Raw genomic sequence first — 19,029 nt, forward strand, 5'->3', positions numbered from 1 at the left:
TGTAACCTACAAGATAATTGATAGTTAACCACAACTAAAAATCAGGAGAACAATATGGATTATATGGATTATGCGCCAATTGTAGTTGACTTAGGGGCGAATATGATTAAAGCTGGTTTGGCAGGCGATGGCAGTCCGCTTGTTGTTCGTCCATATTCAAACACCCCCATGAAACATGGTATGGTTACAAATTGGAATGACATCGAGAAAAATCTTCACCAAACTTTTTATCATGAACTCAGAGTAGCACCAGAGGAACATCCCGTATTGATAACGGAAGCGCCTTTGAATCCAAAGACAAATCGAGAAAAACTAACACAGATTTTATTTGAAACATTTAATGTTCCTGCTATGTATTTAGCGATGCGACCTGTTTTGGCTGTGTGTGGCAGTGGGCGCAGTACGGGAATAGTATTTGATTCCGAAGGCGACGTAAGTTATGTAGTTCCTGTCTATGAAGGACATGCGCTACCTTATGCTGCTGTTGTTTGGGCAGACGGCAATACAGAATCTAATGGTATTTTTGAAGATGTTTATAATTCTATAATGAAATGTGATGTAGATATTCATAAGGATTTGTATGCCAATATCATTTTTTCCGGCGAAGGTACCATGGTTCCAGGCATCGATAACACAATGCAAAACAAAATTTCTGCCCTAGCTCCGCCCACCATGAAAATTAAAATTATCGCTGTTCCAGAGCGTGGAATCTTAACATGGCTTGGTGGCTCAATTTTTGCGTCTTCATCTACTTTTGAACAAATGTGGGTTAGTAAACAGGAATATGACGAATCTGGACCAACTATTATTCATAGAAAATGTTTCTAATGCTCGACTAAATATTGGTCAACAAACAATCCGCCTAGTAAAAATTGAACCGAATGCGGTCTGCTGTTGGGCTTCAATTCACTTTTCGATCATGGAAAATGACGAACTAATTAGCCGGGCAGAAGTTATTCAAGTCGATCTAGAGTATTTAGAACAGATGTACAAGGTTTGTGGGATATCCAATTTATTAACATTGCCGTGATTTCGGGGCAAAGGATATGGCAAACAAATCGTTAAAGTAGCGACGGATTATATCCTATGCAACGATGTTGATCTTGGGTTACTTTTTTGCGAACCTCGGCTTGAATCGTTTTATGCTTCAAACGGCTGGGAAGCACAGAACAATTCTGTCACCAGAATTGGCTCATCTACCAATTACCAACAGTATGCTAGTATGAGAATGATCTTGTTGGTTTCTGACAAGGGTAAAAATCTGTGTGCGAATTTTGAAAATTCCCCCATGTATTTTCAACGTATATGGTAAACTAAAAACTAAACTAAAAACTAATTAAATTAAAGAGGTGTTTATATGTCTTGGGACAGTTATCTTGACAATTTGTGTGCACAATCAAATGATTCCACAGGGAAAGCTCACTGTGGGAAAGCAGCTATTATTTCTCTAGATGGTGGAGCATCATGGACTAGCCCAAATCATCCATATGGTATTCAACTTACACCTGCGGAGGGACAGAAAATTGCTCAAATGATGAAATCAGGTGATTTCTCGTCAGCGCAGGCCAATGGTATCGTGTTAGAAGGTGTGAAATATCAATTCTTGAGAGAGGATGGTAAGGTAGCCTTCGCAAAAAAGAAAGGTTTTGGCGCGATAACGATACAAAAATCCAAATCGGCTGTTGTTATTGGTCATACGCTAGAAGGCTCACAACAGGGAAACACGAATAAAGCAGTGGGTGTTATTGCAGATTATTTAGAAAGTGTGGGAATGTAACAGGATGCCGAGTGCGATCGCTTTTTCTATCACTTCTGAATACCCAAAATTCTATGCTTTAATTCTGAATTTTAATCATCATCTTGATCCTCGTCTGACTCGTCTAACAGCCCTAATCTCAATAGCTTTTTAGGGCGATCGCTAATTTCTTTTAATAGTTTGAAAGCCGTAGGTTGAATAACGACGCGATACATTACAGGTCTAATTCTCGTTTAGCTAATTCCCAATCTATTCCTTCTGCTGATTTCGCCTCGGTAATACCTTGATGCAAGTTAGCCATAAGGTTCTCATCACCAAGTATTTCTATGGTTTCGAGTATTGCTTCGTAATGTTCCCAGGTCATCACGGCTAGGACAGGCTTGCCTCTGCGGGTAATGGCAAGTGTACCGCCTTGCTGGGCAAGTTTTTCAGGTAATGAGGTTAACTCGTTTCTTGCTTCTGTAATCGGAATATTGGATAGCATTATTTTTGAATCTATCTGTACATCTAAGTGTACATCTAAATACAGCAAAAGCGATCGCCTAATAATCACGACTCACAGGAATATAATATATAATAGGATATGAGATAGTTAAAATTTCTCCCCGAACATTCAATGAGGATAGGACTATGAATGCTTTAACTGTCAATTTGAAATCATTAATAGAAATGACTGATGAGCAGTTTTTTCAACTATGTCAAAACAACCGGGAATTGAGATTTGAAAGAAATGCCAATGGAGAGTTAATAATTATGCCACCAACGGGAGGAGAAACAGGAAATCGTAATGCGGGTATTACTGCTCAAGTTTGGATTTGGAATGAGCAAAATAAGGAGGGTATAGTTTTTGATTCTTCGACTTGTTTTAAATTGCCTAATGGTGCTGATCGCTCTCCTGATGCTTCTTGGATCAAGTTAGAAAGATGGGATGCTTTAACCGATGAAGAAAAACAAAAGTTTCCTCCTATTTGTCCTGATTTTGTAATTGAGTTACTTTCTCCTAGTGATAGTTTGAAGACTACACAGGAAAAGATGAGGGAATATATAGATAATGGTGTGCGTTTGGGTATATTAATTAATCGTAAATCTCGTCAAGTAGAGATTTATAGACCAGGAAAAGAGGTTGAGTTTTTAGATTCTCCTGCTACGGTTTCAGGGGAAGATATTTTAAAGGGTTTTGTGTTAAATTTGGGGATGATTTGGTAAAATTATTAACTATCTTTTTTCTTAACTCGCTTTTTCTTCTCAACTTTCAGCAATGGCGCACTTAGGGCTTCATAGAGGCTAAATAAATACTCAATGCGATTTAATTCACTAACAAAAGGTTGGGGACGATAGCAAAGATCAACGGCTTTATCTAGGGCTTGATGGGCTTTTACTAAGTCGGGTGGCATGGTGAGAGGATCGTAAAGATCAGCGAGGCTACTATCGGGATATTTTGCCCTTGTGTCTAATACTTTTTGTGCGGCAGTTTCTACTTTTTGCTTTTGTTTGTCGCTGACGTTTTCAGGGAATGGATAGTTGTTGTAAACAATCTTGTTTGAATATTGATAATCGCTTTTAGTCCTTCCACATACATATTTTACCCAAGTCATGTGCATTTCACTTTGAAGTATTCCAAACAAAAACTTATCTGCATTAGGTATGTAGGAGACTGTGTTGTTAATTAAGTAGTCAGATGTTAAATATGCAAATGGAATATAAAATCTCCTTTCAGATGAAACTTTTGGAAGTGCTAAAAAATCAGTAGTCGGTTGTCTATCTTCAGAAAAAAGTGTAGGAAATTTTGCCCATTGCCTTGTACGCAGTTTAGGACTACTTTCTCTAAATTTTTTGACGTTTTCAATTTTTTGAGTTAACAGTGGAATTCTTCTGATTAAAGAAGGCTCAACATTTTTTAACCAAAGAGCATATCTAACTTTTCCATGAATAATATCTCCGCCACCAACAAATAACCGAATAAAACTATTAGACATCTCCGAAATAAAAATGGGGAGGGATAGCAAGATGGTAAAATTTGATTTTACCCCAAGGAGAGATGACTAAATTAAGAGGCTATCTGGACAAGAATCCCCAGCAAACAAAAAGGCTATTAGGGATGGAATATGAACAGTTGATAGAACTAATTCAAGCCGCGGAGTTATTAGAACAAGAAAAACGACAAGAACGAGAAAAAGCTAAGATCAGGTTGATTAAAGCAGGTGGGGGTCGTCACCAGAAATTATCTGTGGAGGAACAAATCTTACTAACTCTAATTTATCTGCATCAGATGCCCACATTTCAAATGTTAGGGTTACAGTTTGAAGTGAGTGAATCAACAGCGAATGATATTTTCCATAACGGGATAAAAATATTGAGAGAATTACTGCCAGCCAGTTTACTTGAGCAAGTAAAAAAAAACGAGAGTGATTGGGAGTGGGTAGAAAAAATTCTGCTGGAATATGAGTTAGTAGTAGATAGCTATGAACAGCCCATGCAAAGACCAACAGACAATGAAGAGCAGAAAAAATATTACTCAGGAAAGAAAAAAACACATACCTTTAAAAATCAAGTCATTGTCATGCCGAGCGGGAAAGAAATAGTGGATGTAGCTGTGGGTTATACCGGAGCAACAAGCGATCTGAAATTGTGGAGAGAAAGAAGGGAGGAATTGGGGAATCATCAAAAATACAGGGGGGATAAAGCTTATGTAGGGGAAACAGCAATTAATACACCACATAAGAAACCGAGGAATCAAGAAATATCCCTTGAAAATCGAGAAGAAAATCGGTTAAAAGCCAAACAAAGGATTGTAGTCGAACATTTAATAAGACTGATAAAAATTTATCGAGTTGCTTCAGAAAGATTTCGGTTAAAGAGCCAAAATTATGAAGCAGTAATCTTGACAGTATGTGGACTAATAAGATGGCGAATAGGAGCGATTGTATTATCATCTAAGAATTGCCCAGAATACTTTTGAAAAATGATTGAATATCAGAAATAAAATTCATTAATTATTATTAATGTAACTGAAAAAGCCTATGAATCCGTTACTTTAGGAGAAACCGGCACAGGAGTGCTAGAGACTCAAAAAGTAGCGATAGAGGGCATTTGAGGATTTTCGGAGATGTCTATTAGATTCTGGAAAGTTTTGCTTTAGTTCGTTAACTTCATCTTCAGTTAAAAGGAAATGACCATCATCAGTCGTTTCACTACCCTTTATGATTTCAGGAACAGTACAAATAGGCTTACTTCTTGATAAAACAAAGTTGTTATTTCCCTCCACTAAATAAGGATTTATATTTTTAACCTTTTTCTCTGATGGCTCACCTTTAATATCCATATAATCAAAAATTCTTTTATTTTCAATATCCCGCAATCCAAAACCAATAATCACACAATGTACAGCAGCATTAGCTTTAGCCTCATTACTCCAACTAAATGTACGATGAGCAAAATTGATTTTAATTTTGTAACGATTATAAAGCTCTTGCCAAAGAGTACCAACTTGTTCTCCCTGAGAAATTGAATTTGTACTTACAAAAGCACAACAAATATTAGTGTTTTGAATAAATTGGGCTGCTTTGATATACCAAGCAGTTACATAATCTAACAAGCCAGCACTGTTAATGCCTTTTAATACGTTTTCCATATCAACTTTTTGCTCTTTATTTTGCTCTTTTTTACCGACAAATGGAGGATTACCCAAAATAAAATTTAACTTCTCTTTTGCAACGACCGACTCCCAATCAATCCGCAAGGAATTACCATGCACAATCTTCGCGGATTTCTTCAATGGCAAACGCACAAAATACTGCCCAAACTCATTACTCACCTTCACATTCATCTGATGATCAATTAACCACATCGCCACCTCAGCCACCCGCACCGCAAATTCATCATATTCAATCCCCGCAAACTGATCCACATCTACTTGAATAATTGAGCTAATATCCGTCACTAACTGCCCACTTTTATTCAATTCCAATAAAATCAGAATCTCTAAATCTCGCAATTCCCGATAGGTAATAATTAAGAAATTACCACAACCACAGGCAGGATCAAGGAAATATAAATTGGCAATCTTTTTATGTAATGCTTCTAGTTTACCCTTACTACCCTTAGCCTTCTCAAATTCAATATAAAGATCATCCAAAAAAAGTGGCTTAATCAACTTTTGGATATTCTTTTCAGATGTGTAATGCGCTCCTAAATTACGCCGTTCCGTCTGATTCATTACCGCCTGAAACATTGACCCAAAAATTGCAGGGGAAATCTTACCCCAATCAAATGCACAAGCCTTTAACAACATTTCACGCATCTGCTGATCAAAGGCCGCAGGTTGTACAGTCTCCTCAAATAACTTCCCATTCACATAGGGAAACTGCGCTAAATTTTCATCTAAATTTTTTAACCGCTTCTGATTGGGGGTATTTAAAATATGGAAAATTGAAGCAATGTGCATCGCCAAATCACTGCCATCTTCCTTGGTATGCAAATCGATATATTCCCAAAAAATTCCCTTATTAAAAATCCCCGTATCATCGGCAAACATACAGAACAATAGCCGCACCAGATACACCTCTAAATCATGCCCACTATAGCCAATTTCTTTGAGGCGATCGTGCAGTTCTCCCATCAATTCCGCCGCCGCAATATTAACCGGATCTTCATCCTTATAAACCCGTTTTTCATATCCCGCCATAAAGCCGAATAGATGCACATGGTTAACAAAATCCTTTAGATCAAACTCTGTAGTTTCGTTCGTATCTAAATCATAAAGCCGGAATTTTTGGAAATCCGAAACTAAAATATATTTGGGTAATTCATGCTCCTTTAAATTGGGAAAATAATCTTTTGCCTGTTGTGTAGCCTTATCTAAGTCTTTGCCCCTAGACTTATGTTCCACCAAAATCATCCCTTTCCACAAAAGATCGATAAAGCCTTGTTTATTATCTGCCTTTTTAATCGGTAGCTCAAAACTTCCCACCCGCCGCCGTGAAATGCCAAACACATTAAAAAAATCATTCCAGAATGATTGTGACTCTGATTTCTCTGAAGTTTCAGTTTCCCATTCCTTAGAAAAGGCGATCGCCCTTTGCTTAATTTCATTCCAACTTAGAGGCATATCGGCAAATGTTAAGGCATGATTTTAGGCAATTTTTATACTATCACAGGACTTAGGCAAGTACACCATATATAGCGTACTTACCTAAGTCCTGACCGATTAAAATTCGTGAAATCCTCTTAAATCTGTGATCGCCATTACCTCTTGCCCTATTTTTTCAAAATTGGTAGAACAAAACACAGACGAGAATCTATACTAAGTGGAACAATGGTTTGACAAACCGGGCTTACCCCAAATGGGATTAAATCTAGCAACTTGTCAATATTCAACGTAAACTGGTAAACAGTAATTGTCTATGGGCTATTTTCTTTTGATAGTTCAAAACTTAAAAAAATATTAATCTTTCCCTAAAAGACGGTTTGAACCCCAATCTATGTCTTAAACCCCTATGAAATCTGCATCCCCGACCAATTCTATATCAGGAGAATCAACGGTGGTTTCATCCCAAGTAATTGATGTAACGCCCGTTGAGGAGTCTACAGCTAATCGAAAGAATATCAGCAAAGTGGGGGGTGAGACCCCACAGCAAAAATCATCTGGTTCGATGAATGGGAGTTTAGTTCCTACTGGTGGAGGTGGAGGTAATTTCTCCTCTTTTCTAGCTCCTTTAACCAAAGACAATTTCGTGATTGTGGTTAAAGAAGTTGAGGAAAAACTAAAAACCGTGAATCAAACCCTATCGATGCTGAATAATCTGCTCGATGCCCAGGGGTTTGAGGAAATCCTCAATGAAATGTTGCGGTCGATTACGATTAAAATAGGGGAACTTTTGAATGCTGATCGGACAACGATCTGGCTAGTAGATGAAGAAAAACACGAACTTTGGTCAATTGTCGCGGGTGGACAGGATGGTAAACCCCTAGAATTGAGAATCCCATCCACCGCCGGAATCGCCGGAGAAGTGGCGACGACTCGAACGGTGGTTAATATTCCCTACGATTTTTATAACGATCCGCGTTCGGCCGCCGCCAAGAAAATGGATCAGAAAAATGGCTATCGGACTTATACGATGGTCGTTATGCCTCTTTTAAATGATGAAGATGGCTTGGTGGCGGTGGTACAGTTACTGAATAAATTAAAACTGAATGCCGCTCCCCATGAACCCTTAGATGAAAAGATAGATTTTGACGGATTTACTGCAAATGATGAAAAACTATTTGAAGAATTTGTTCCTTCAATTCGCCTGATTTTAGAGTCCTCTCGTTCCTTCTATGCCGCCACGGTCAGACAACGGGCGGCGGCCGCGTTAATGAATGCGGTTAATGCCCTCAGTAAGAGTAGTTTGGACTTAGAGGAAACCCTAAAAAATGTTATGGATCAGGCAAAAGAATTAATGAATGCCGATCGCAGTACCCTCTGGTTATTAGATGAAGAAAAAGGAGAACTTTGGACAAAAATTCCGATTAATGAAAAGTTAGTAGAAATTCGGATTCCTCGACAGGCAGGATTTGCGGGAGTTGTGGCCCAAAGTGGCGAACCTTTATTAATTCCTTTTGATCTGTATAACGATCCTCGTTCGGAAACCTCTAAACAAACGGATCAAAAAACCAAATATCGGACGTGCAGTATGTTATGTACGCCCGTCTATAATGCCGATAATCAACTGATTGGGGTGACTCAATTAATTAATAAGAAAAAACAAGGAGAACACCCTCCCTATGATCCAGAAAATTGGCCAGAAGCACCGGAACAATGGAAAGCCAGCTTTAATACGAATGATTTAGAATTCATGCAGGCTTTTAATATTCAAGCGGGGGTTGCCCTACAAAATGCCAAATTGTTCCAAAAAGTCAAAGAACAGGAACAACGGCAAAAAGATATTCTGCGATCGCTCAGTAATGGGGTGATTTCTACCGATAAAGAAGGTCGCATGATTGCCACTAATGATTGTGCCATGGAACTCCTAGGAATCCGGGAGGAAGATGTGGTTAAAGGGCGTTCTGTCCGAGATTTAATTCAGGTTAAAGACGGAGATTTCAGCAAATGGTTTGATGCCGCCTTAGCTCCAAAAGATGCCAAAGATCGGCAACAATATTACCCCGATCAAACCCTATTCCCCGGGACAAATGAATCCTCTCGCAGTGTGAATTTATCGATTAATTCCATGTCCGATATCAATAACCCCGGCAAAGTCAGTGGGGCATTAGTGGTGATGGAAGATATTAGTGGGGAGAAAGAAATTAAGAACTTAATGTATCGCTACATGACCCCAGAAGTTGCCGAACAACTATTAGCCAGTGGCGATACCGGGTTAGGTGGAAAACGCAAACAGGTGACGGTTTTATTTAGTGATATCCGCGGCTACACTACCTTAACCGAAAAACTGCAAGCCGAAGAAGTCGTCACCATGCTTAACTCCTATTTTGAGGAAATGGTAGACACCGTATTGAGCTATAAAGGAACCCTGGATAAATATATCGGAGATGCGCTGATGGCCGTGTTTGGGTCTCCCGCCCCCCTGGTGGATCATCCCTGGATGGCCATGCAAGCGGCCGTGGAAATGCGCTACCGTTTAGCCGAATACAATGAAGGTCGGGTCGCCGAGGGGTTAATGCCCATTGGTATTGGTATGGGTCTCCATTCCGACGAAGTGGTATCGGGAAATATTGGGTCAAGTAAACGGATGGAATTAACCTCTATTGGGGATGGAGTTAACCTCGCCTCCCGTTTAGAAGGAACCAGTAAACAATATGGCACGGATATCGTAATTAGTGAGAATACCTATATCCATTATGCTGATCGGGTAATTGTGCGGGAACTCGATTTCATCACCGTTAAAGGCAAAAGCCAACCGGTGAGAATTTATGAACTCGTCGGTATTCGGGAGGGGAAATTAGTCCGACCGATTTCGGAAAAACAACAGGGGATCATCGACCACTATCACCTCGGACGGGAATATTACCTCAAACCCGCCACGGAAAAATTAACCGCAGAAGAAATAGTCCCGTTATTAGAAGAACTCGAAGAACTCTCCGAAGTTCAACTGAAAAAACTCTCCTATGATGATAAGGATTTATTAGGACAAATGTTATTAAGAAATTCTCTGGAGAAACTCACCGAAATGTTAGATGAAAACATCATCAAGCGGTTAGCCCTAGAAGAATTTAAACAGATGCCTACGGAGGAAGCCTTAGCTATTTTACCGGAAAAAGTCAAAGGATTTACTCCTCGGGAAACTAAAAAATTACTCATCGTTAAACTCAAACAGTTTACAACCGATGTCAATACCCAAAAAATGTTAGAAGACGAAGCCGCAGAAATGCCCCTACCCAAACTTCGGAAAATGGTGGATTTAGCCAAACGCAAATTTGCAGCAAAAGCCAAAGAATCTTTGAGGACTGCTAAACGGGAATTTCTGACGGTTTTAGAAATCGATCCGAAAAATAAGGCGGCTAAACTGCACGTTGATCGCTGTATTCTGTATGAAACCACCCAACCCCCGGATGAAACCTGGGAAGGGGTGTGGAACCTGACAGAGAAGTAAATTAATAGCTGTCCTAGAGAGGGACTGAAACTTTTAAACCCGGTTTTTTGATAAACTGGGTTTTAGATCAATGTTAGGGATTGAAAAAAATCTAACCCTGAAAACATTTGTTTGAACTGATCTGCCCAAAATCCCCCAGCTTAGACAAAGTGCGACCTGCGGAGAATAATGGAGGACTGTGTATTGATGTTCCACATTTATTGGTAAAAAATCACCAGAGTTTAAGATATGCCTAGAGTAAGTTCACAATTATCCGATCTTCAGTGGGTCAAGCAAGTTCATGACTTCTTAATTGAAGTCGCCCGCGCTTCTTTGGCAGATACTCCTAAATTACCTGATAGTGTTTCCACTCAAGCCTTACCTTTAGCCCAAAAAGCCCAGGATATTCTGCAAAAATCAGCCAACACCGGTTGGCAATCTGAAAAAAGCCAATGGATTGAACAGGTGCGTCAACTATTGCTAGAATTGTCTCGGATTGCTTTAGGAGAACGTCCTAAACTCCCTGAAAATATTGCTCAACGGGCGTTAACCTTAGCAGAAACCGCCCAAGATATTCACGAAGATTCAGCCGATTCTGAAGATGATGACGACGATGCGGGCGATGATGGAGACGATAAAGAAGATGCTTCTAGGGAAATTGTTTTATCGGTTAATGATTTATTTAAGCATTTAAAAGACCGTTTAACCGCAGAACATCAAAGCAATAATGGGACTGGAGATCCCGGATGGCAACAAGTGTTAACCTTACTTGATGTTGTTCAGGACACCTATAACAGAATTCAAAAATCTTAAGTAATTCTAGTTCTGGTATTCCCGATTCCCGGCTATAGATAGGATAGAATTAATTGGATTCCTGTGTTTTCTGTAGCCATGACTCAAACCATTGATTTCCTTAGCCATCTCAATACCTGCCAACGTCAAGCGGTGGAACATTTTTGTGGGCCGATGCTGGTGGTGGCGGGAGCGGGTTCGGGTAAAACACGGGCTTTAACCTATCGCATCGCTAATTTAATTCGCAGCCATCGGGTTCATCCTGAGAATATTTTGGCGGTGACTTTTACGAATAAAGCCGCTAAGGAAATTAAGGAACGGGTGGAGTTAATTTTTGCTCAACAACAGGCAGAACTGGAATTTGGAAAACCCCTATCCGCTTTAGCCGCCGATGAACAAACCCGCTTAAAATCCAAGGTTTATCGCAGTATTAGCAAACATCTCTGGATGGGAACCTTCCATAGTTTGTGCGCTCGAATTTTGAGATATGATATTAATAAGTATCAAGACGAAAGTGGCAGAAAGTGGGATAAGAATTTCTCAATTTTTGATGAAGATGATGCTCAAAAATTAGTTAAGCATATCGTTCTCAAAGATATGAATTTAGACGACAAGAAATTTGAACCTAAAAAAATTAGATATTCGATTAGTAATGCTAAAAACCTCGGATTTTCTCCTCAACAATATGCTAGGGAAAATCCCGATTATTATGGTAGAGTTGTATCGGAAGTTTATAGTTCCTATCAATCTCAATTAGCTTCAAATAATGCGTTAGATTTTGATGATTTAATTAGAATAACCGTTGATTTACTCAGTCAAAATGAGCAAGTATTAGCCTATTGGCATCAAAAGTTTTGTCATATTTTAGTAGACGAATATCAGGATACGAACCGCACCCAATATAACTTAATTCGGTTATTAGTCACCAATGGCGAAAACCCGAGAACCATTAAAAATTGGCAAAATCGCTCTATTTTTGTCGTGGGAGACGTAGATCAATCGATTTATTCGTTTCGGATGGCCGACTATAAAATATTATTAGAATTTCAACAGGATTTTGGCGATCGCCTCCCCGATGATGATACCCGCACAATGATTAAATTGGAGGAAAATTATCGCTCCCGGGAAAATATTTTACAAGTTGCTAATCATCTGATTCAACAAAACACCGAACGCATTGATAAAATCCTCCGTCCCACCCGAGGAGAAGGACTACCGATTTACTGTTATCGGGCAGATGATGAAGTAGATGAAGCTAACTTTATTTTATCACAAATTCAAGGAATTAGTAAAAAAAATCCCGAATTAGATTACGGGGCGTTTGCCATTTTATATCGAACCAATGCCCAATCCCGCGCCCTAGAAGATGTCTTATTAAGGAATAATATTCCCTATACCGTGGTGGGGGGATTAAGGTTCTATGACCGCAAAGAAATCAAGGATTCCATATCTTATTTACGAGTCATTGCCAACCCCGCCGATAGTATTAGTTTGCTCAGAATTATTAATGTTCCCCGTCGAGGCATTGGTAAAACCACCATTGATGGGTTAATGAATGCCTCTCAACAGTTAGGAATTCCCCTTTGGGAAGTAATTAGTGATGAAGATTCTGTTAATACCATAGCCGGACGTTCAGCCAAATCCGTGAATCAATTTGCCCAAACGATTAAAACTTGGCAAGAACGCATCGAAGACCATTCTGCTATGCAAATCCTAGAAGGTGTTTTACTCGATGCGGGTTATATTCAAGACCTAAAAAATGAAGGGACAGATGAAGCCGAAAACCGCTTAGAAAATATTAAGGAATTGACCAATGCCGTCTCCCAATTTCAAGAGGAATATGAGGATAATACCCTGGGCGGATTTTTAGCCACTGCCTCCTTAGCGTCCGATTTAGATAACTTAAAAGAAGGACAACAAGCGGTTTCCCTATTAACCCTCCATGCGGCCAAAGGATTAGAATTTCCGATTGTCTTTTTAGTCGGTTTAGAACAGGGACTTTTTCCCAATTATCGTAGTTTAAATGATCCCTTATCGATAGAAGAAGAACGACGTTTATGTTATGTTGGGATTACTCGCGCCCAGGAACAATTATTTTTAACCCATGCTTGTCAACGGCGCTTATGGGGGACTTTAGAATCCTGTATCCCCTCGATGTTTTTGCAGGAATTACCCGAAGGATTAATTCATGGGTATACTCCTCCCATTCAACCCAAAACCCCTAAAACTAAGGGAATTAAAAAAGAGTCAAAATCACCGACAGATACGAAAAAACCAGCACAAAATGTTAAGTTAGAATCCGATGTTAAGGATTGGAAAGTGGGGGATAAGGTCTTTCATCGTACCTTTGGAATTGGAGAAGTTAGCCACGTTTTTTCAAATAAAGATAAAATGTCTTTAGCGATTAAATTTGGCAGTCTTAGTCCCAAAATTCTTGATCCTAAAACGGTTCCATTGCAACGTTTCAAATAACCCCGTTGTTGCGCTTAAGCGCACTTTTTTATTATTAAAGTTAAAGGATAGATAGTGTTGAATTAATATGGAGAAGATGCGCTAAAGCGCAACAACGGGTGGAGCTTTAGCTCAACAAAAAATTAAATTTTTTGTTGAGAAATTCGGATATTCTATTAAAATTATGTTAAATTTTAGTGTATAAAAATCATGTTAATTTTTATACAAAAATTGATATTTTATGACTAATTCTTGATAAATTACTTGTGGAAAAAGAATTTTTTAAGGCTATGATGATCCCAACAAATGATGTAAGAATTGATGCCCTTGTGGGTAGTAATCCAAATAATCCAGGACAACCTTTAAAATGGAATGTTTCCCCAGGGGGAACCCTAACCTATAGTTTTGTGACCAATGCAGAAGCAAGCACTTACGAAACAGCACTGGAGGAAACAGGAATTCAAGAAGTTGATGAAGGAACAAAGAATCAAGTTCGTCAAATCATGCAGACCGTTTATGGAACTGTTCTACCCATAAACTTTGTCGAAGATTTATCCGGTCAAGGTAATCTTCGGATTATGTTGGGGAATTTAACCAATAGTCCTGATGCTAGTGCTTATGCTCTTGGAGATTTAGCCGACCCTAACGCTTATCAGTCTGTAGTTTTGAAAAAAGGAGAAGAATATAACTTTGGGAATGGCCCGAGCAGTTTTGAATATTCAACCCTGATTCATGAACTCGGTCATGCGCTGGGTTTAGAACACCCGGGTAATTACAATGCGGGAGAAAAAAATCCGACTCTACTCCCACCCGGACGAGTATTCTTACCCTTTGAACAGGACAATTCTCGAAATACAATTATGTCCTATAATCCGGGTAGTGCCACAGAGGGGGACGTAGCAGCACTGGAACCTCAAACCCTAATGCCATACGATATTTTAGCCTTGCAGTTTTTGTATGGGGCTAAAGATAATAATAGTGGCAATGATGTTTATACCTTCAACGATACGAACTTTAAACAGGTTGCCACGATTTCGGATAGTGGTGGTATTGATACGGTCGATTTTTCGGGTTTATCTGCGGATGAAGTTTATACCTTGCGGTTAGCTCCTGGGCTACCTTTTACCACCCAAGCCGCTCTCAAGGGATTAGACTATAAGTTAGAACCGTCTCAAGGGGCGCCAGAGGAAACAACCTATAAAACAGATACCTTTGGAACCTATACGTCCTTTACAACCGAAATTGAAAACTTAATTGGAACCGCTGGCCAAGATGAAATTCTAGGCAACCGTTTTAACAATAGTATTCAATCAGGAGAGGGAAACGATACGGTTTATGGCGGAAAAGGGGGTGATATCCTCGATGGGGGCCTAGGAAATGATACTATTTATGCGGGCCGAGAAGCCGATCAAATCAATGGTGGTGAAGGTGATGATATGATTTCCGGTGATCGCGATAATGATACGATTACCGGAGGTGGAGGCAATGATCGCTTTATTCTTGCCCCGGGTTTGGGAACTGATACTATTACTGATTTTATTCAAGGTTCCGATCAATTGGCTTTATCAGGAGGGTTAACTTTTGCACAATTAGCTATTGTTCCCCAAGCGGGGGGAAGCACCGTACAAATTACTGGAACTGGGGAAATTATCGCGGTTCTCTCAGGTACCACTATAGCATTAGGTGTGTCTGATTTTACCTTAGCTTAAAAACTCAAGCCTTTTAATCTACCATCACCACCCCAAAAATATAATTAATCAGGGAAGCTATTTATGAATAATTCTTCTTCAAGGGGTGGTGTTAAAACTCAACACCGAGTTTTATTTTTTGATGAACAACAGCTAAATTCCACATATAATCATCAATTTGATATTCAGTTGCAGCTTGATTAATATAGGTTTTAGCCAGTTCTATATTTTGTTGGGCTTCATAATATAATCCCAAGTAAAGATGACTATAAAAATTCCCTTGTTTTCCTTGTTTTTGTCCCATTTTTAATAAATCTTCCGGGGTACAATTTCCTGCAAAGAGATCATAAACACTTCTCAAAACTGGACGCGGATCATTTTTAACAGGAAGCAAAGTATTTTTAGCATCTTCTACTCCTTGAAATTGGGCAATACATAAATAACGCCAAACTGTTTCCTCAACGTCTTGGGAATTAACGGTTAAATCAATTTCAAATTGTTCTGCACCGAGTTGATAGTGTTCGGCATAATAATAGGACAATCCCCGTTGCCAAAGATAGGGTTTAATACTGGGTTCTAGTTGTTCGGCGTGATCAAAATCCTGAATTGATTCAGCGATTTTTGCTAATTTAAAATAAACCATTCCCCGTTGAATATATCCCCGAATATCATTGGGATGGGAATGGAAGTATTTAGTCCAGTAGTTGAGTTGTTGTTCTAAGGAAAGAGACATATTTGATATTGTTGTTGCGCTTAAGCGCAATCTATTGTTAAACTACAATAACGGAGAAGATGCGCTTAAGCGCAACAACGGGTGGAGCTAAAGCTCGACAAAGAATTAGTTTAATTTGTTGATGAACAACAGCCATTACCCATTACCCATTATCCGATCTCCTTGCTATCCCGGAAAAATCTGTTATAATACTTTCAAGGTTGTGCTGCGACGTTGGTGATTTGCCGATATGTTTTTTTGATCTATAGCTTTAAGAATACGGGAACTAAGAGAATTGCAGGCGGCAGTAAACCGAGCTTAGACTCGGAAACTTTAAGTCTGGTCGAGGTACCCACCTGGTTTTGCCCAGGTCAAAAGCTGAGGTAACACGGCGTTGCGGTTAGCCTTATTGATACGGTTATCAAACGATAGAAACTATAATAAGCCGTCCATTTCCAGATCTTCAATAATTTGTAATCCTCGCGGATCACCGACTCTTAATAACGATGATTTAGCATCATCCTTAACCCCGACATCCCCATCTTCTTCCAAGGCTTCAATTAAGGCATCAATAGCCACGGCATAAACAACATTAGAGGGTAGTTCTCGACAGAGTTGCCCCAATGCCCAAGCACAGTTACTTCTAACCGCCGGAACCGGATCTTGACGGAGGGCTTCAATCATGGGGGGAATTGCCCGAATCACTGTATCATAACTCACTTTCGCCATTTGACCAAGGGAACTAGCTGCCCACAGACGCACGGCGGGAATATCGGTTTTTAGGGCATCTAACAAAGGTTCTAAAGCTCGGCGATCGCCACAGGTTCCTAAAGCCCAAACCACCCCCTTACGGACATAACCATTCCAGTCTTGGTGTAGTTGTGTAATCAACGCTTCCACCACTTGGGAATTAGAATTGCGTCCCAAGGCATAGGCCACACTCACCCGCACCAAAGGGCAACCATCCTTCAACAGCCGAATTAAATCAGGAATAGCCCGCCCGTCCTTAATTTCACAAAATGCCCGGGCGGCAATCATACGTTGTTGCGCTTCAGGTGAGGTTAACAACAGCAACATCTCCTCTGGATCGGGTTTGGCTACTTCGCCATCATCCAATTGATCCAAAGGACTTTCTAAGGGGTCTTGAGTATTGGTTACGATCAGTTTTGCATCCTCCATATCATTAATTTACAGCAATTTGTCACCGTTGATGTCATCAATTCTAGGGAAGTTCAACCTGCCTGTATTATAAAACTTCACCGAGAATATAGTCAAATCTGCTATACTGTATCCAGAAAATGATCAAATACTGCCAAACAATTAGGAGTTAGCTACCAAGCCCCATGGCGTTTTTTTGGTGGAAGTCTAACAAAAAAACTACCTCATCCCGCCAGACAAACTGAAAGCGAAAGGATTTCGGTTCATTTCACCCCAATCATTGTAGAACATCGTGATAGACTTGCCCGATCAGGTGGAGGATTATCTACATAAAGCCAGTCGATTGATTGTGGGTTATTTGGTGTTTCATCAAATTCGCAATTTGATCATTGGTAAAAACCTAGAACGAATTTGTAGGGGACTTTATCAGTCTTCTACAGAGAAACGATTCGGTGCCGATGTCAATGGCTCGTTGAATATTATTAGTTCCTCAGTTCCAAAAGCTTTTAGCTAGATTTAGGTAAAGCCGTCCTCCACTTCGCTGGCATGACGGGGTTTCAAACCAAATTTTCTGATGAAAATTACATCTGACAAAGAAAATCGTAAAAGCCCTCTCTGGAGCCTGTTTCTATTGATAATTGGGGGTGGGTTAGCTTTGATGGGCGATCGCTGGTTAGCCACCCGCACCGCTTCAACTGTTACGCCCTCAATAGTTCAAACCCCTGCCAAAACTGCCCCCGCTCCTACCGCTAATTTCAACAGTCAAGCCAATTCTGCCTCCAGTCCGACTAGCTGGTTAGCTCAAAAAGTGGCTGCAAAGCCCGTAGATTCTAACTTTATTGTCGATGCAGTTAACGAAATTGGGCCGGCTGTGGTTCGGATCAATGCTTCTCGTCAAGCCACCCGTCGAGGACTGGAGCAGTTTGGAAATGGCTTTCCCGAGGAATTTTTTGGGGCGACTCCCCCCAAACGCCGTTCCGATCGCCCGATTGAACAGGGGACAGGTTCCGGGTTTATTCTTTCGGCCGATGGCGTGATTATGACCAACTCCCATGTGGTCGAAGGAACTGATCGGGTACAAGTGGTTTTAAAAGATGGTCGTCGATTCGATGGCAAGGTATTAGGATCGGATGGGGTGACGGATGTGGCTGTAATCAAAATTAATGCCGATAATTTGCCCAGCGTAAAAATTGGCGATTCTGAGGCCCTATCCCCTGGAGAATGGGCGATCGCCATTGGCAACCCCCTGGGATTAGATAATTCGGTGACGGTGGGAATTATTAGCGCCACCGGACGGTCGAGTAGTGATATTGGTGTTCCTGATAAACGGATTGGCTTTATTCAAACCGATGCTGCCATTAACCCCGGAAACTCCGGGGGGCCACTGCTAAATGCCAATGGAGAGGTGATCGGAATGAATACGGCAATTATTAGTGGTGCTCAAGGTTTAGGTTTTGCTATTCCAATTAATAAAGCCCAACAAATTGCCCAACAATTAGCTACAACGGGACGGGCTGAACACGCCTATTTGGGGATTGAAATGGTGACACTTAGCCCTGAATTACTGCAAGAATTGAAAGAAAATCCTGATGCAGAGTTTACTATTACTCAAGATAGTGGAGTTTTAATTGTCAGAGTTCTTCCCGGTTCCCCGGCGATGAAATCGGGATTAAAACCAGGAGATGTGATTGTAAAAATTGATGAAAAACCTATTACAAAATCTGATACGGTTCAGGAATTAGTTCAAAATAAGAATGTCGGAATACCGATGAAAGTAGAGTTAAACCGTCAAGGACAGACCCTAATATTAGAAGTGAAAACAGGTAATATGCCAGGATGATTTCGGAGGGCAGGGGGAGCAGGGGGAGCAGGGGAGGCAGGGGAGGCAGGGGGAGCAGGGGA

At 40.2% G+C, this 19,029-nt stretch carries 16 protein-coding genes and 1 other RNA gene; 11 read left to right on the plus strand and 6 right to left on the minus strand.

Features of this window, described 5'->3' with window-relative positions; genetic code table 11:
* Positions 1 to 54: 54 nt before the first annotated feature.
* Together PL11201_RS21090 and PL11201_RS21100 are read left to right on the plus strand one after the other, a co-directional pair.
* Positions 55 to 828, plus strand: coding sequence for an acetate and sugar kinases/Hsc70/actin family protein (locus PL11201_RS21090; protein ID WP_026793455.1), 774 nt, complete (start codon positions 55 to 57; stop codon positions 826 to 828).
* A gap of 529 nt (positions 829 to 1,357) precedes the next feature.
* Positions 1,358 to 1,777, plus strand: a complete 420-nt coding sequence (locus tag PL11201_RS21100; RefSeq protein WP_027249559.1) for a profilin — start codon at positions 1,358 to 1,360, stop codon at positions 1,775 to 1,777.
* 71 nt (positions 1,778 to 1,848) lie between these two features.
* Here PL11201_RS21100 and PL11201_RS27375 read toward each other — a convergent pair whose 3' ends face one another.
* Both PL11201_RS27375 and PL11201_RS21105 read right to left on the minus strand, forming a co-directional pair.
* Positions 1,849 to 1,971 (minus strand): hypothetical protein, encoded by a 123-nt coding sequence (locus PL11201_RS27375; protein WP_255377737.1) that lies wholly within the window; start codon positions 1,969 to 1,971, stop codon positions 1,849 to 1,851.
* Positions 1,971 to 2,288, minus strand: a complete 318-nt coding sequence (locus PL11201_RS21105) for a type II toxin-antitoxin system Phd/YefM family antitoxin (protein ID WP_200816827.1) — start codon at positions 2,286 to 2,288, stop codon at positions 1,971 to 1,973. The genes PL11201_RS27375 and PL11201_RS21105 overlap by 1 nt, the downstream gene beginning before the upstream one ends.
* Before the next feature lie 98 nt (positions 2,289 to 2,386).
* Here PL11201_RS21105 and PL11201_RS21110 point away from each other — a divergent pair, with 98 nt between their 5' ends.
* On the plus strand, positions 2,387 to 2,962 hold the full coding sequence (locus PL11201_RS21110) for a Uma2 family endonuclease (RefSeq protein ID WP_079680822.1): 576 nt from the start codon (positions 2,387 to 2,389) through the stop codon (positions 2,960 to 2,962).
* A 5-nt stretch (positions 2,963 to 2,967) separates the two neighbouring features.
* Here PL11201_RS21110 and PL11201_RS21115 read toward each other — a convergent pair whose 3' ends face one another.
* Positions 2,968 to 3,732 (minus strand): type IIL restriction-modification enzyme MmeI, encoded by a 765-nt coding sequence (locus PL11201_RS21115; RefSeq protein ID WP_079680823.1) that lies wholly within the window; start codon positions 3,730 to 3,732, stop codon positions 2,968 to 2,970.
* Between the two features lie 62 nt (positions 3,733 to 3,794).
* On the opposite strand from PL11201_RS21115, the gene PL11201_RS21120 reads away from it, so the two are divergent.
* The gene (locus tag PL11201_RS21120) at positions 3,795 to 4,715 is read left to right on the plus strand and encodes a transposase family protein (protein ID WP_079676644.1); all 921 of its coding nucleotides are present in this window, start codon (positions 3,795 to 3,797) and stop codon (positions 4,713 to 4,715) included.
* Positions 4,716 to 4,814: 99 nt separating this feature from the next.
* Here PL11201_RS21120 and PL11201_RS21125 read toward each other — a convergent pair whose 3' ends face one another.
* The gene (locus tag PL11201_RS21125) at positions 4,815 to 6,863 is read right to left on the minus strand and encodes a DNA methyltransferase (protein WP_200816828.1); all 2,049 of its coding nucleotides are present in this window, start codon (positions 6,861 to 6,863) and stop codon (positions 4,815 to 4,817) included.
* A 388-nt stretch (positions 6,864 to 7,251) separates the two neighbouring features.
* Between PL11201_RS21125 and PL11201_RS21130 the strand changes: the two genes are divergently transcribed.
* The 4 genes from PL11201_RS21130 to PL11201_RS21145 all read left to right on the plus strand — a co-directional run bounded on the left by PL11201_RS21130 (position 7,252) and on the right by PL11201_RS21145 (position 15,278).
* Positions 7,252 to 10,347: an adenylate/guanylate cyclase domain-containing protein gene (locus PL11201_RS21130; RefSeq protein WP_079680824.1), complete on the plus strand. Its 3,096-nt coding sequence runs from the start codon at positions 7,252 to 7,254 to the stop codon at positions 10,345 to 10,347.
* Between the two features lie 228 nt (positions 10,348 to 10,575).
* The gene (locus PL11201_RS21135) at positions 10,576 to 11,139 is read left to right on the plus strand and encodes a hypothetical protein (protein WP_079680825.1); all 564 of its coding nucleotides are present in this window, start codon (positions 10,576 to 10,578) and stop codon (positions 11,137 to 11,139) included.
* A gap of 78 nt (positions 11,140 to 11,217) precedes the next feature.
* A complete protein-coding gene (gene pcrA, locus PL11201_RS21140; RefSeq protein ID WP_079680826.1) occupies positions 11,218 to 13,590 on the plus strand; it encodes a DNA helicase PcrA in 2,373 nt (790 codons plus the stop codon).
* 269 nt (positions 13,591 to 13,859) lie between these two features.
* A complete protein-coding gene (locus PL11201_RS21145; RefSeq protein WP_144017843.1) occupies positions 13,860 to 15,278 on the plus strand; it encodes a M10 family metallopeptidase C-terminal domain-containing protein in 1,419 nt (472 codons plus the stop codon).
* A gap of 91 nt (positions 15,279 to 15,369) precedes the next feature.
* Here the strand turns inward: PL11201_RS21145 and PL11201_RS21150 are convergent, their stop codons facing one another.
* On the minus strand, positions 15,370 to 15,990 hold the full coding sequence (locus PL11201_RS21150; RefSeq protein ID WP_079680828.1) for a tetratricopeptide repeat protein: 621 nt from the start codon (positions 15,988 to 15,990) through the stop codon (positions 15,370 to 15,372).
* A 199-nt stretch (positions 15,991 to 16,189) separates the two neighbouring features.
* On the opposite strand from PL11201_RS21150, the gene ssrS reads away from it, so the two are divergent.
* A non-coding RNA gene (ssrS, locus tag PL11201_RS21155) (6S RNA) lies at positions 16,190 to 16,376 on the plus strand.
* Between the two features lie 28 nt (positions 16,377 to 16,404).
* On the opposite strand, the gene PL11201_RS21160 is transcribed toward ssrS, so the two are convergent.
* Positions 16,405 to 17,148 carry a HEAT repeat domain-containing protein gene (locus tag PL11201_RS21160; RefSeq protein WP_079680829.1) on the minus strand — a complete coding sequence of 248 codons (744 nt, stop codon included), beginning with the start codon at positions 17,146 to 17,148 and terminating at the stop codon, positions 16,405 to 16,407.
* A 271-nt stretch (positions 17,149 to 17,419) separates the two neighbouring features.
* Between PL11201_RS21160 and PL11201_RS21165 the strand changes: the two genes are divergently transcribed.
* The gene (locus PL11201_RS21165) at positions 17,420 to 17,641 is read left to right on the plus strand and encodes a hypothetical protein (RefSeq protein WP_079680830.1); all 222 of its coding nucleotides are present in this window, start codon (positions 17,420 to 17,422) and stop codon (positions 17,639 to 17,641) included.
* A 60-nt stretch (positions 17,642 to 17,701) separates the two neighbouring features.
* Positions 17,702 to 18,967: an HhoA/HhoB/HtrA family serine endopeptidase gene (locus tag PL11201_RS21170; protein WP_079680831.1), complete on the plus strand. Its 1,266-nt coding sequence runs from the start codon at positions 17,702 to 17,704 to the stop codon at positions 18,965 to 18,967.
* Positions 18,968 to 19,029 lie beyond the last annotated feature (62 nt).

Origin of the sequence: Planktothrix sp. PCC 11201 (genome assembly GCF_900009135.1) — a bacterium.
Lineage (GTDB): Bacteria > Cyanobacteriota > Cyanobacteriia > Cyanobacteriales > Microcoleaceae > Planktothrix.